Below are 13,274 nucleotides of genomic sequence, written 5' to 3'. Positions count from 1 at the left end.
AGTAGTATAAATACTCGTAGTAACGATTACTGGATACTTTCGAATATCCTAAAAAACCAATCCCTAAAATAAACAATGACCGTATTAAGGTAAACAAGGTTAGACCGTATGTTAATCACAGAATTGGGTTATTTTGCCTTGCTAGCCGCCTTTATATTGGCGATTTTGCAGGTGGTATTACCAACCGTCGGTATCATGCGTGACCACGTTGCTTGGCAGCGTTTGGCACCAAGTCTGGCGTGGGCACAATTTGCTGCCATGATCACATCATTTGCCGCGCTGATGGCAGGCTTTTATTACAATGACTTCAGCCTCGTCTATGTCACTCAGCATTCTAATACGCTGTTGCCTTGGTACTATAAGCTGTCGGCAACTTGGGGTGGTCATGAGGGTTCATTGCTGCTTTGGATGACCATCATGGCTACTTGGTGTGCGCTGGTTTCTTACTTTAGCCGTGGTTTGCCACTGTCTATGCGTGCGCGAGTGTTGGTAATTTTGGCTGGCGTGCAGATGATGATGCTAGCGATGCTGATTTTTACCTCGTCGCCATTTGATCGTACATTGCCAAACTTACCTGTTGATGGTGCGGATCTAAATCCTGTGCTACAAGATTTTGGTTTGATTATTCATCCACCGATGCTGTATATGGGCTATGTGGGTTTGGTCGTGCCGTTTGCCTTTTGTATGGCGGCATTGTGGGAAGGTCGTTTAGATGCAGTGTGGACACGCTGGTCGCGTCCGTGGGCATTGGCGGCTTGGGGCTTTTTGACCGTTGGTATCGCACTAGGCTCATGGTGGGCCTATTACGAGCTTGGCTGGGGGGGTTGGTGGTTCTGGGATCCAGTAGAGAACGCTTCATTGATGCCATGGCTGGCTGGTACAGCGCTGCTACATTCGCTTGCCGTTACAGAAAAACGTGGTGTTTTTAAAGCATGGACGATTATGCTGGCGATTTTTGCTTTTGCACTCAGTCTATTGGGCACCTTTCTCGTGCGTTCTGGCGTTATTACCTCGGTGCATTCGTTTGCCGCTGACCCAACGCGTGGTCTGGTCATTTTAGTTATTCTCGGTGTGATCATCGGCGGTGGCTTATTGATGTTTGCGGTACGTGGTTGGCGTTTAACGGTCGAAAGTCAGTATCAACTGATCTCACGCGAGTCATTTTTAGTCATTAACAACGTTATTATTTTGATTTCGACTTTGGTCGTACTACTCGGCACACTGTATCCTATCATTGCTGACTCCTTTAATTTAGGTCAGGTGTCTGTCGGCCCTCCTTACTTTAATGCGCTATTTGTACCGCTAACGTGGCTGATATTAGTGGCAATGGGTATGGGCTCGAACATTCGCTGGAAAAAAGACAGCCGTCCGCTATTGGGCGCTGGTATGGTCATTGCCGCCAGTAGTTTAGTGCTTGCGGCAGTTATCACGTATTTTGTGAGCCCGTCTGCGATGCTTAATATTGGCGTTACCTTGGCGGTCAGTTTTTGGGTACTGCTATGGATGGTGGTTGATTTCAAAGACAAAACTAAAAACGCACCCAATTTTGTTAAAGGGTTACGCCAGTTACGTCTGAGCTATTGGGGTCAACAGACCGCTCATATCGGTGTCATTATTGCCGTCATCGGCGTCGCATTTACCAGTACGTTAAGTATTGAACGTGATGTCGCGCTTGGACCAAACGATAGCGTTCATGTCCAAGGCTATGATTTTACCGTTAAAGGCTTTCGTGAAGTCAAAGGCAGTAATTTTGATGCCACCCAAGCTGAGGTTGAAATCAGCAAAGATGGCCGTGCTGTGACCACTCTGTATCCTGAAAAACGTAATTATATCATTAGTATGATGCCAGTCACAGAAGCCGCGATTGATGCTAGCCTCATGCGTGATGTTTACGTGGCACTGGGCGAACCTATCGCCGAAGATAGCAACGAATGGGCAGTACGTATTTATGTGAAACCGCTTATCCGCTGGATATGGCTAGGCGCTCTGATTATGGCGTTTGGTGCAGTATTGAGTATTCTTGATCATCGCTATCGTATTAAGAAGACCAAGACACCTGCACAAATTGCGGCGAATAAAGCAGGCTTTACCACCGTCGCCGATTTGGATGCGTCAGCATTAAAGACAGGGGATAATTAATATGAGCACATCAAAGCAATCCCCTGAGCAAAATGCAAAGCAAGATAAGATAGGTGGCACGAAAACCATGAATAAAAAGCAACTTAAGCTATGGTTTTTGATTCCACTGATCGTTTTCATTGGCTTAATCATCATGCTATATCTGCGTTTGGGTAAGCCGACGGATATCGTTACCAATACGGCACTTGAGCGCCCAGTGCCCGCTTTTGAGCTACCTTTATTATCAGATACCAGTCGTATCATGACCAATGAGAATTTGCCTGATAAGCCCTTTTTGATGAATATCTGGGGCTCTTGGTGCCCAACTTGTATTATTGAGCATCCTTTTCTTATGCAACTAGAGGAGCGCGGTGTCAATCTGGTCGGGGTCAACTATAAAGATGACATTGGCGATGCACTAGGCTACTTAAACCGAGGTGGCGATCCGTTCTCGATGTCTATTCAGGATTTATCTGGTCAGTTTGCTTTGGACTTAGGTTTAACGGGTGCGCCTGAGACTTTCGTAGTCGATGGTAATGGTATTATTCGTCAGCACATAATTGGTGAGATCAATGAAAGCAACTGGCAAAGCCGTATTACGCCTTGCTTGATGGTGCTCAATGAAGCCAATAATAATGACGTCAGTCCAGATCCGACTCAGGTTGCGGAGGCGTGTAAATGATAGCCAATAAAATAACAGCCGTTACGTTAAAAGTCTCGAGCTTATTAATAGCTTGTCTAATAAGTATGGCAAGCTATGCTGCTATTGAGGTCTATGACTTTGATTCTGTGCAGCAAGAAGCCCAATATCGTGGTCTCATCGAAGAGCTGCGTTGCCCAAAATGTCAAAACCAAAATCTTGCAGGATCGGATGCGCCTATTGCTCAAGATTTAAAGCAAAAAACCTATGATTTGATAAAAGATGGTCGTAGTGATGGCGAGATTCGTGCTTATATGCAGGAACGTTATGGCGATTTCATCACTTATAAGCCGCCTGTCCGTCCATCAACGTGGATTTTGTGGTTTTTTCCGCCACTATTACTCATCAGTTTACTCATAGGCTGGTTCTGGCAAAGCAAACGACGTCAGCTTGTCGCTAGTGGTGAAAGCGGGGTAACGGTCAATAGTACGGCTACTGCTCTATCTGCTGCTGAAAAAGCCGAGATTGATCGTCTGTTATCACGTGCTTCGAGCGATGACAAAAACGACCATGATATTACAAGCCTCAAGGACAAAAAATGACCATATTCTCTACTGTGGGCTTATTTATTGCTCTAAGCTTACTCATCGCCCTAATACTCGCTGTTATTACTATCATGCCTTGGCTGCGAGCATCACGCTCGCCAGAAAAGCCTATGGACAATCAGCTGTTGGATATCAACGTTGCTGTGTTCCGTGAGCGTCTAGCAGAACTAAAAACAGATAAAGACAATGGCACTATCGATGACAGCCATTACCAGAACCAAAAACTGGAGCTTGAACGCCAGTTATTGGATGCTCAGCGTGAAGTCACACCGATGGTTGCACCTGGTATCAAAAGCCGATTGATTATTACTGTCTGGGTGCCTGTCCTCGCGGCGATGGCGTATTTGATGGTCGGCGATCGTACGCCTGTGTTCGAGCTTTGGGCAGCTGAAGACAAAGTGGGTCAAGTGGCTGATGAATTGTTAACGGGTAAGATTGATCAGCCGCCTGCTTGGGCGATTGAAGATGGTCAACAGCTGATTAGTGCCATGCAGACCAATGTCTATCGTCACGCTGATGATCCAGATCGCTGGATGCGTTTATCAGAATTATTCTTATCATTAGAAGCGACGGATTCCGCAATTGAAGCCTTGTCGCGTGCTTATCGTTTGTCACCAGACAATGAAGAGATTGCAACCACCTATGCACAGATTAGCTTCTTTGCCAATAAAGGCCAATTAGACGCTAATAGTCGCCGAGTGCTACAAGACGTGTTGGCTAAAAATCCAGAGCATGAGGGCGCGCAAATGCTCATGGCAATGGGTGAGGCACGGAGTAGTAATTTTGATCAAGCACAAGGCTGGATTAAGCGTCTACGTGACAGTATTGCGGCTAAACCTGGTGATCATACCAAAGCATTGGCGAGTCTAGATGAGCTAAGTGCTAATGTCACCGCTCAGCAACAGCAAGCCTCTGAAGGTGTTGAAGTGACTGTTACGATTAATGCTAGCCTGCTGCCGTTAGTTAAAGCCGACGATGTGTTGTTTGTCGCCATACGTGATGTCAATGGTGGACCACCATTTGCTGCCAAACGTTTGCCGATCAGTGTTATCAAGCAAGGTGAAGCCAGCATTAGCCTAAGCGATTTGGATGCCATGATGTCTGAACGTACTTTGAAATCGGCGAGAGCGGATAAAGTTCAGTTGGCTGTCATCGCTCGTATCAGCCATAGTGGTACTGCCAGTGCAGAGTCAGGGGATTTGTCAGGTAATCCAGTGGTGATTAGTGCGGAACAAAATCAGGTCAATGTTGAAATTAATCAACAAATTCCATAGTATTTATATCTGTTGTTGTCAGCACCTCTGACGTAAGCGCTGTTGTCCGATACAGCAGCGCGCAATAGCATTATATGAACAGATAAGTCATGACAACTTATCACTGCAAATAATGAAAATACTTGAGCTTTGCCAAGCCACAAGGTAAGGTAGCTTGGCAAACAACCAATCCCTGAGTTTTATTAGTCCCAAAATCCTATCTATTAAGGAGAATCGTGTAATGATGCGTATTATTTTGCTAGGTCCACCAGGCGCCGGTAAAGGTACCCAAGCCCAGTTTATTTCTAAAGAATATGATATCCCGCAGATCTCAACTGGCGATATGCTGCGTGCAGCGATCAAAGAAGGCAGCGAGCTTGGCAAAAAAGCCAAAGACATCATGAATGCTGGTGGTTTGGTTTCTGATGACCTCATTATTAACCTAGTGAAAGAACGTATCGCTAAGCCTGATTGTGCCAATGGTTGTATTTTGGATGGTTTTCCGCGTACGATTCCACAGGCTCAAGCACTTGCAGATGCTGACGTTGCTATCGATCATGTAATCGAAATTAGCGTGCCGGATGACGAGATTGTCAAGCGCTTATCTGGTCGCCGCCAACATCCTGGTTCAGGTCGCGTTTATCACGTTGATCACAATCCACCTAAGGTCGATGGTATCGATGATGTGACTGGTGAAGCACTAATCCAGCGTGAAGATGATAAAGAATCTACCATTCGTGATCGTCTAGCGACTTATCATGAGCAAACATCAGCGCTTGTTGGCTTTTATCAAGACAAGGCCAAAGAAGGTGCCGATGCCCCTAATTATGATAAGTTTGATGGCACGCAAGGCATCGATGATGTTAAGCAACAAATTTTATCAGCGTTAAAAGGCTAATCATCGATTTTAAATAATTGATGACGCGATTGAAGACCCTGTTTATTAGCAGGGTTTTTTTATGTCTGATGGTTTTAAGTATCTGTCTTACAATACTACTAAACAGAACTCTCATTGCTCAACGATTCTATTGAGTAAGCGCTTAAACAGCATCCACAAAAAAGCCGCTCACTCGTGATGAGTAAACGGCTATTTTATCAAAACATATGACTCATAAAGCTCATATACTTTAATTAATGCTTAGGCGTTACCTTCAGCATCAACTTGTGCTTGTTGCTGGCTTTGCGCGTAAGCTTGGTCAAAGTTGACAGGGGCTAGCAATAACTGCGGGAAGCTACCACGCGTTACGATGTCGCTGATGACTTCACGAGCATACGGGAACAAAACGTTCGGGCAGTATGCCCCTAAGATTTGACCGATTTGGTCTTCTGGGATGTCTTTTAATAAGAAGATACCTGCTTGATGCACTTCAGCGATAAATGCCGCTTCTTCCGCATTTTTTGCTGTAACGCTCACAGTTAAGATGACTTGATAATGATCGTCATCCAGTTTTTCAGCGTTGCTAGACAAATTGATATCAAGCTCTGGGTTCCACTCTTTGGTGAACACACTAGCGCCTGGGACTTCAAGTGACATATCTTTTACGTAGATACGCTCTAGTGCCAATTGTGGTTGTGCTTGTTCTTCAGCCATGATAAATCCTCTAAAAGTTGATCAAGTAGTTGGACAAACTGTCATTTTAATAAAAGTTCATTGTAATATAAATCGAGACAAAATCTGGATGTTTTTATTACTCTCTTTTATCTTTGCCGCTGTCTATCATTGCACAGGCAAAGACAGACAGCAACGAAAAGTAGCAGATTAACCTGCTAATAGCTCGTCAAGTTTGCCTTGTTGGTTCATTTGATTGAGCTCATCAAAACCACCGACAAAGGTCTCACCGACGAAGATTTGCGGCACAGTGCGATAGTTATTGGTTTTTTTCATTAATTCTTGACGCTCTTCGCGGCTCATATCGTGCATGCCAATTTCTTCGTAGTCAACGCCTTTAGTTTTTAAGAGTTGTTTGGCGTTTGAGCAATATGGGCAGATAGGCGTCGTATAAACTTTAACAGCGACAGTCATGGTAAATCCTTATTTATAAGTTTAGAAGGTAAGCGTTTTATTATAAAAAGTATTATAAATAATTATTTGATAAAAATTCTTATAATCCGTTACCAGCAAGTAAATTGAAGATAGATTCGGTGATGCTCGTTATTAAAGTGGGGATGAGCAGAGCAAATTCAAGATGTCTGAGTATAAAAGCGCTGACGGTAGCACAAATGCCACAAACAAAAAAACACCTATCGATAAGGTGTCTTTTTTATTTGTGAATATTCAACGCCCCTCAATCATATATGAATTGATACGGGCTAAATATTTTTAAACAGCAGTATAGCGGACTACTTATGTAGACTTGGTTTGGCTTTGCCTTTATTTTTAGGCTTTGCATCCTTTAACCCAACCAATGGCATGCCCGCTGCTTGCCAACCGCCGATACCACCTTCTAAGCGATAGACACTGTCCTTGCCGATCATCTGAATCGCCGCGCCTGCTTGCACACCCATATCACAAATGATAATTACTGGCTGCTCAATTGCACGGATTTCTTCTAAGCGGTCTTTGAGCTCAGTGAACGGTATGTTACGGCTGCCTTGGATGTAACCAGTCTCAAACTTCTTTTTGGCACGAATATCGATTAGCTGCGCGTTTTGCGAGTTAACCATCATACCTAAGGTATTGGGCGATATTTTTCTGCCACTACGTTTGTTTTCAATCGTAAAAAATAGCACGGCAAGTACGGCTAATATACCAAATAAAAACGGGTGGTTGCCCACAAATTCCAGCGCACGATCCAAACCATACCTCCAAAAAAATAAGTGTTCGGTTAAGCTGAGAAGACAGCCTAACGATACTGAACAAGGCGCTATTATACCGATTAGACCATCCATAGTAAACGGGCGATGGTCAACCAAGCGATTAACGACCCATAAGGCAGCGATTAATAAGGCGGATACTAATAATGCCAATATTAATAGGGCTTAGTATCTGCCTCTTCTCTTAGGGTAACGAGGTTTTCCACACGGCGCTGCAATACCACGCCGTCAGCAACCGCTTGCCATAGTGCGCAGCCTTTGCTGTTGTGAGTATGACGACAATCACGGAACTGACAGTTGCCAGATAACGGTGCAAGCTCTACAAATCCTGAAATGATATCATCGGGTGTAAGATGCCAAATGCCGTACTCGCGGATACCTGGGGTATCGACGATACCGCCTTGGGTCAAGTCAGCTGGATTAAATGGTAATAAGCGACTGGTGGTGGTGGTATGTTGACCAAGTTTTGAGTTATCAGAGATGATATTGACGCTTTGTGCCGATTCAGGTAGTAGGGCATTAATCAAACTGCTTTTACCGACACCAGATTGCCCCGCAAAAATAACCAGTTTTTTATCGATATAACGTTTTAATTCATCCAGCCCTTCTTGCTCATCACTATACGCGACGTTTTCAGGGCAATCGACTGAGGTGAGAACGCTCTCATAACCGAGAGAAGCATATTGTGCCAATAATTCTTTGGTATCGACGCCGTTTTCTTCTGCCAATAAATCGGCTTTATTAAGCACCAACAGTGGCTTTACACCAGCATGATGACAGACGACCAAATAACGATCGATGAGGGTTGGCGCGGCAGCAGGTAGCGGCGCGAAGACAATGGCTAAAATATCGACATTGGCGGCGACAGGTTTAAGTTTATGATAACGATCAGGACGCGAGACCAGAGAGGTACGCGGCTTGACCGATTCAATACGTCCAAAGCCAGTATTAGGGTCAGCACTCCAGCGTACTTGGTCACCAGCGGCTAGCATCGGTAAATTGGTACGCACATGACAACGCCAAATATCGCCTAATGCCAGCTCTTGCCAAAACGGCTCAGGATCATCGGGTGCAATCTCCGGCTGCACAGGTATCACCGTAGGCAAGCTGGTCACTTGTACTTCCAACTGCTTGCCATAATGCGCCATGACCACGCCATCCATCAAACTGTCATCGATGCTGTCTTGACTTGCCAGCTGTTGTTTGTCGATGCGACGAATCTGTTGCTTAGTCAGCTTGCGTTGCCGAATTAATGCCATGGGTTTTAAACCTATTAAAAAAATATTGCTAAGTGTAGCGTGAAAGTTTGATAACATACAGCCTAAAGCGCCTGCTGCAGACAGAGATTTTGTAACGTTTTAAGGGTTATAAATCAGTAGATGCAACGTTTTGCTACTTATGCATGAACATTGATAGGCGATTTATCTAATTAATATTGCTCCAAAGTTGTTCTAAACTTTATTGACCATAGGATATTTTATGAGTACCGGTGACCACCCCAACAAGATTAAAATTAGAAACCAAGGCAAAAAAGGGCTGGTATGGATTGACCTAGAAATGACCGGGCTGGATACCTTGAATGACGAGATTATCGAGATTGCTACCGTTGTCACTGATGAAGATTTAAATGTCCTTGCCGAAGGGCCAGTGTTCGCTATAAAAGTATCGGATCAAACGTTAAATAAAATGGATGATTGGAATACCAAGCAGCATGGTCAGTCAGGACTGGTCGACCGTGTCCGCCGTAGTACCGTGACATTGGCAGAGGCCGAAGCTGAGACGATTAAGTTTCTCAATAAATGGGTCGATAGTGGTAAGTCGCCAATGTGTGGCAATTCTATCTGTCAAGATCGCCGCTTTATGGCGCGTCAAATGCCGGAATTAGAAAAATTCTTCCATTATCGCAATCTGGATGTGTCGTCAATCAAAGAGCTTTGCTTCCGCTGGCGTCCTGATATTCTCAGAAACTTTGAAAAAGGTGGTAGTCACTTAGCGTTAGATGATATTCGTGATTCTATTCGTGAGCTAAAGCATTATCGTCAGCATTTCTTTAAATTAATACCGTAAATTAAGAGTTGAGCGATCAATAGTTTGACACTTAGATTCGCGTCAATCATGCAGTGTCATTTATATAAAAAAAGGTCTGTTGATAATTCAACAGACCTTTTTTATTATTTAGAGGTGCTCAAAAAAAACGAAATTAAATGAGCGATTTAAACTCAATCAATCTAAATTCAGCAGCATTACTATTAAAACTGTCATTTGAATGCTCGTCGCCTGTCACTGCGCCAATCACCGCACTTACTTTTGGCTGGCGGGTGTCTTTATCTAACAATCGCCAGTCGCCGAGTACGTAGCGTTTTTTATCAGTGGTAGCCTGATGAATATCTGGACGATGGGTGTGACCATGTAGTAATGCATCGCTATCAGCCACTGCTTGTAACACCGCTTCATCATTCACATCCATGATATACGCCGCTTTATTGGCGTTGTTCTGCTGGCTCTTTTGCCGCATTTTATCGGCGATAGCCAAGCGTTTTTCTAATGATTTATTGAGCAAATACCACTGTGTTAAACGGTTACGCATTATCTTGCGAAAGAACTGATACTTTTTATCATCGGTACAGAGCGCGTCGCCGTGTTCTAGCCGATAAGTCTGCTGCCCGACAGGTAGGGTGTATGGCTCATAAATAAGCTCAGCACCGAATAAATTGCAAAATGGCTGACCTAACAAAAAATCACGGTTGCCATGCATGACCAAAATCTCGCAGCCAGCTATGCGCAGTTTTTTTAATTTAACGATAAGCGGAGTGAGCCAATGACTTTGTCGTTCCTCGTCGGATAAAGACAAATAAAAATCATCACCGAGCCAAACTTCAAACCAATCACCTAAGATAAATAAGCGCTTGAGCGCAGGCAGAGCAAGGCAATCATCAAGCAGCGCCAAAAAAGCCTGCACTAAGGCAGGCTCTTCAGGCGATAAATGCAAATCGCTAATCAATACTTGCCGCACCTCATGAGGGCGGGTGGTAATTAGGTGGTCAAAACTTTGCATTTATCCTTATCCTCGTAATTTTAAACAGCAACGACTCATAAGCTTTTACAGACTCATCGCTACTGAGTAATAACTATTGAAGAATGATTACTGAGAAACCGTTATTTAATAGCAGTTACTTAGTGATGATAGTCGCTGAGTTGATAACCACTGGCTCTTTTGGCACATCAGCATGCATGCCGAAACGACCAGTAGGTACGCCGCGCATTTTTTCGATGACGTCCATACCGCTTGTTACTTTACCAAATACAGTGTAGCCCCAACCTTGCATGTTTTTGCCAGAATGGTTTAGGAAATCGTTGTCTTTTACGTTAACGAAAAACTGGCTGGTTGCTGAATGCGGATCTTGCGTACGCGCCATCGCAATCGTACCAGCATCGTTTTTTAGACCGTTGTCTGCTTCGTTTTCAACTGGAGCATTGGTCGCTTTTTCATTCATTTCAGCGTCCATTCCGCCGCCTTGAATCATAAAGCCGTCAATAATGCGATGGAAAATCGTACCGTCATAATGACCAGATTTTACATAGTTTAAAAAGTTTTCAACGGTTTTTGGTGCTTTTTCTTCATTGAGTTCGATAACGATCGCACCCATATTGGTGTCTAGTTCTACTACTGGTGGCATGTCTACCATGTGATATTCCTCTTTGATTGCAGCGCCTAAAATGACGCTGTTAAGTGGTGGCTAAAAAGTTGGTGGTTAAAAAGTTATGGCTAGTCTAACGGCTTTTTTATCTCGTGTCATGTATCAGGCTGTTAATGCGTTCGCAAAAGCTGATAGAATAACGCAACTTTAGCTTTTTATTATCATTTTTAATAACTTGTTTTTAATGATTTGGTTTGAATTTTCCATGCTGCGTGATGGCACGTAGCATGAACTGACAATTTGCGTTAGGAGCAATGCCCGATGAGTGAGCACTCAAGCAACAATGCACAAAAAGACGAACAAAAAAACGATTTTATTCGCAATATCATTCGTGACGATGTCAAGGCGCAAAAATACCCACAAATCGTGACGCGTTTTCCGCCAGAGCCAAACGGCTACTTGCACTTGGGGCACGTAAAATCTATCTGCCTAAACTTTGGGGTGGCCAAAGAGTTCGGCGGTGTGTGCAACCTGCGTTTTGATGACACCAATCCTACTGCAGAAAAGCAAGACTTCATCGACAACATCGAGAACGATGTGAAATGGCTTGGATTTGAGTGGGCAGGAGAGGCGCATCATGCGTCAGGTTACTTTGACCAGTTGTATGCATGGGCTGTGCAGTTGATTGAGCAGGGCGATGCCTATGTAGATTTGCAATCGCCTGAGCAAATTAAAGAAAACCGAGGCTCATTCAATGAGGCAGGCACAGCGTCACTACATCGTTCTGCCAGTGTTGAAGAAAACTTGACCCTCTTTAATGACATGAAAGAAGGCAAGTTTGCGGAAGGTAAAGCAGTGTTGCGCGCCAAAATTGATATGGCAAGCCCAAACATGAATATGCGTGACCCCGTTATCTACCGCGTTATGCATCAAGCACATCACCAAACGGGTGATAAATGGTGCATTTATCCCATGTATGATTTTGCCCATCCGCTCTCTGATGCACTCGAAGGCATTACCCATTCATTGTGTACGCTGGAGTTTGAAGATCATCGTCCATTTTATGATTGGGTCATTGACAAAATTGGCTTTGATGTACCACCGCACCAGTATGAATTTAGCCGCTTAAATGTCGATCATACCTTGACCAGCAAGCGTAAGCTTAAACAGTTGGTTGACGAAAATATCGTTAGTGGTTGGGATGATCCGCGTATGCCGACGATTGCTGGCATGCGTCGCCGTGGTTATACAGCAGAGGGTTTACGTGATTTCTGTGAGCGTGTTGGTGTAACCAAAGTAGACAGCGTCGTTGACTTTCGCTTATTAGAATTTAGTATTCGCCAATCATTAGAGACGACCACAGGTCGTGGTATGGCGGTACTTAAGCCATTAAAAGTGACCATTACCAACTTTGCCGAAGCGGTCAGCAGTTGGGAATCGCAAAAAGCGGACAGCGTCAATGCTCGCTTTGATGATGCTTCGCAAACCTTATGGCTGACGCAGCCAAATCATCCTAATGTCGATATGGGCGAGCGTGAGATTCCTTTCACTGAGACTCTCTATATCGATCAAGGCGATTACGAAATTGAGCCGCCAGCAGGTTATAAGCGTCTATCACCAGAAAAGCCAGAAATTCGTCTGCGTAACACCTATGTCTTGGCAGTGACCGAACATGTACTAGATGACGCAGGTAATGTCGTTGAACTAAAAGCGACGATTGATCCGGCGACATTGGGTCAAAATCCTGAAGGTCGTAAGGTTAAAGGCGTGATTCATTGGGTATCGGCTAGCCAAGGCATCCCAGCAACGGTGCGCATGTATGAGCAGTTATTTAGTGTCGAAGACCCAAGTGGCGTCGCTGACGTCCACCAAGCATTGAATCCTAACTCGTTGACTGAACTCAATGCCGTGGTTGAACCTTCATTGGTGAATGCGGACGCTGGCACACGCTTCCAGTTTGAGCGTGAAGGTTACTTTATCTCTGATAGCGAAGACCATAGCACTGACAAACCAGTCTTTAACCAAATCGTCAGCTTGCGTGACAGCTATAAGCCAGCTTAATTTATCACTATTAACGGCATTAGCGCTTATTTGAAAAACTACTGAACAATAGTGGTTTGCAAGCTTACCCATTTCTAGTACGCTAGGGATGGGCTTTTTTGTGCATGATTATAAAGTGATTGATCGTAAGATTTGAGGAAATAAT

Annotated in this window: 13 protein-coding genes; 7 read left to right on the top strand and 6 right to left on the bottom strand. The window is 44.2% G+C overall.

Annotated features, from left to right (window positions below; translation table 11 throughout):
* The first annotated feature begins 108 nt into the window (after positions 1-108).
* The 5 genes from Q6344_10125 to adk all read left to right on the top strand — a co-directional run bounded on the left by Q6344_10125 (position 109) and on the right by adk (position 5,514).
* Positions 109-2,139: a heme lyase CcmF/NrfE family subunit gene (locus Q6344_10125; GenBank protein ID WLG12959.1), complete on the top strand. Its 2,031-nt coding sequence runs from the start codon at positions 109-111 to the stop codon at positions 2,137-2,139.
* A gap of 1 nt (position 2,140) precedes the next feature.
* Positions 2,141-2,800, top strand: coding sequence for a DsbE family thiol:disulfide interchange protein (locus tag Q6344_10120; GenBank protein WLG12958.1), 660 nt, complete (start codon positions 2,141-2,143; stop codon positions 2,798-2,800).
* On the top strand, positions 2,797-3,360 hold the full coding sequence (locus Q6344_10115; GenBank protein WLG12957.1) for a cytochrome c-type biogenesis protein CcmH: 564 nt from the start codon (positions 2,797-2,799) through the stop codon (positions 3,358-3,360). Before Q6344_10120 ends, Q6344_10115 begins: the two co-directional genes overlap by 4 nt.
* Positions 3,357-4,637 (top strand): c-type cytochrome biogenesis protein CcmI, encoded by a 1,281-nt coding sequence (gene ccmI, locus Q6344_10110; GenBank protein ID WLG12956.1) that lies wholly within the window; start codon positions 3,357-3,359, stop codon positions 4,635-4,637. The genes Q6344_10115 and ccmI overlap by 4 nt, the downstream gene beginning before the upstream one ends.
* Positions 4,638-4,857: 220 nt before the next feature.
* Complete coding sequence (gene adk / locus Q6344_10105; protein WLG12955.1) at positions 4,858-5,514, top strand: adenylate kinase; 657 nt, start codon at positions 4,858-4,860, stop codon at positions 5,512-5,514.
* Positions 5,515-5,754: 240 nt separating this feature from the next.
* Here the strand turns inward: adk and secB are convergent, their stop codons facing one another.
* From secB to rsgA, 4 genes are all read right to left on the bottom strand, one after another.
* Entirely contained in the window at positions 5,755-6,207 is a 453-nt protein-coding gene (gene secB / locus Q6344_10100) for a protein-export chaperone SecB (GenBank protein WLG12954.1), read from the bottom strand.
* A 168-nt stretch (positions 6,208-6,375) separates the two neighbouring features.
* Entirely contained in the window at positions 6,376-6,639 is a 264-nt protein-coding gene (grxC, locus tag Q6344_10095; GenBank protein ID WLG12953.1) for a glutaredoxin 3, read from the bottom strand.
* A gap of 317 nt (positions 6,640-6,956) precedes the next feature.
* Complete coding sequence (locus Q6344_10090) at positions 6,957-7,412, bottom strand: rhodanese-like domain-containing protein (protein ID WLG15194.1); 456 nt, start codon at positions 7,410-7,412, stop codon at positions 6,957-6,959.
* A gap of 173 nt (positions 7,413-7,585) precedes the next feature.
* On the bottom strand, positions 7,586-8,689 hold the full coding sequence (gene rsgA, locus Q6344_10085; protein WLG12952.1) for a ribosome small subunit-dependent GTPase A: 1,104 nt from the start codon (positions 8,687-8,689) through the stop codon (positions 7,586-7,588).
* Positions 8,690-8,909: 220 nt separating this feature from the next.
* Between rsgA and orn the strand changes: the two genes are divergently transcribed.
* The gene (orn, locus tag Q6344_10080) at positions 8,910-9,497 is read left to right on the top strand and encodes an oligoribonuclease (protein ID WLG12951.1); all 588 of its coding nucleotides are present in this window, start codon (positions 8,910-8,912) and stop codon (positions 9,495-9,497) included.
* Between the two features lie 133 nt (positions 9,498-9,630).
* Here the strand turns inward: orn and Q6344_10075 are convergent, their stop codons facing one another.
* Both Q6344_10075 and Q6344_10070 read right to left on the bottom strand, forming a co-directional pair.
* Positions 9,631-10,485 carry a UDP-2,3-diacylglucosamine diphosphatase gene (locus Q6344_10075; GenBank protein ID WLG12950.1) on the bottom strand — a complete coding sequence of 285 codons (855 nt, stop codon included), beginning with the start codon at positions 10,483-10,485 and terminating at the stop codon, positions 9,631-9,633.
* 115 nt (positions 10,486-10,600) lie between these two features.
* Positions 10,601-11,116 carry a peptidylprolyl isomerase gene (locus Q6344_10070; protein ID WLG12949.1) on the bottom strand — a complete coding sequence of 172 codons (516 nt, stop codon included), beginning with the start codon at positions 11,114-11,116 and terminating at the stop codon, positions 10,601-10,603.
* A 273-nt stretch (positions 11,117-11,389) separates the two neighbouring features.
* Here Q6344_10070 and Q6344_10065 point away from each other — a divergent pair, with 273 nt between their 5' ends.
* Positions 11,390-13,129 carry a glutamine--tRNA ligase/YqeY domain fusion protein gene (locus tag Q6344_10065; protein WLG12948.1) on the top strand — a complete coding sequence of 580 codons (1,740 nt, stop codon included), beginning with the start codon at positions 11,390-11,392 and terminating at the stop codon, positions 13,127-13,129.
* Positions 13,130-13,274 lie beyond the last annotated feature (145 nt).

It is taken from the genome of Psychrobacter cibarius (assembly GCA_030686115.1).
GTDB classification, from domain to species: domain Bacteria; phylum Pseudomonadota; class Gammaproteobacteria; order Pseudomonadales; family Moraxellaceae; genus Psychrobacter; species Psychrobacter cibarius_C.
The sequence above is the reverse complement of the archived record's forward strand: the minus strand, read 5'-3'. Positions and strand labels throughout refer to the sequence as shown.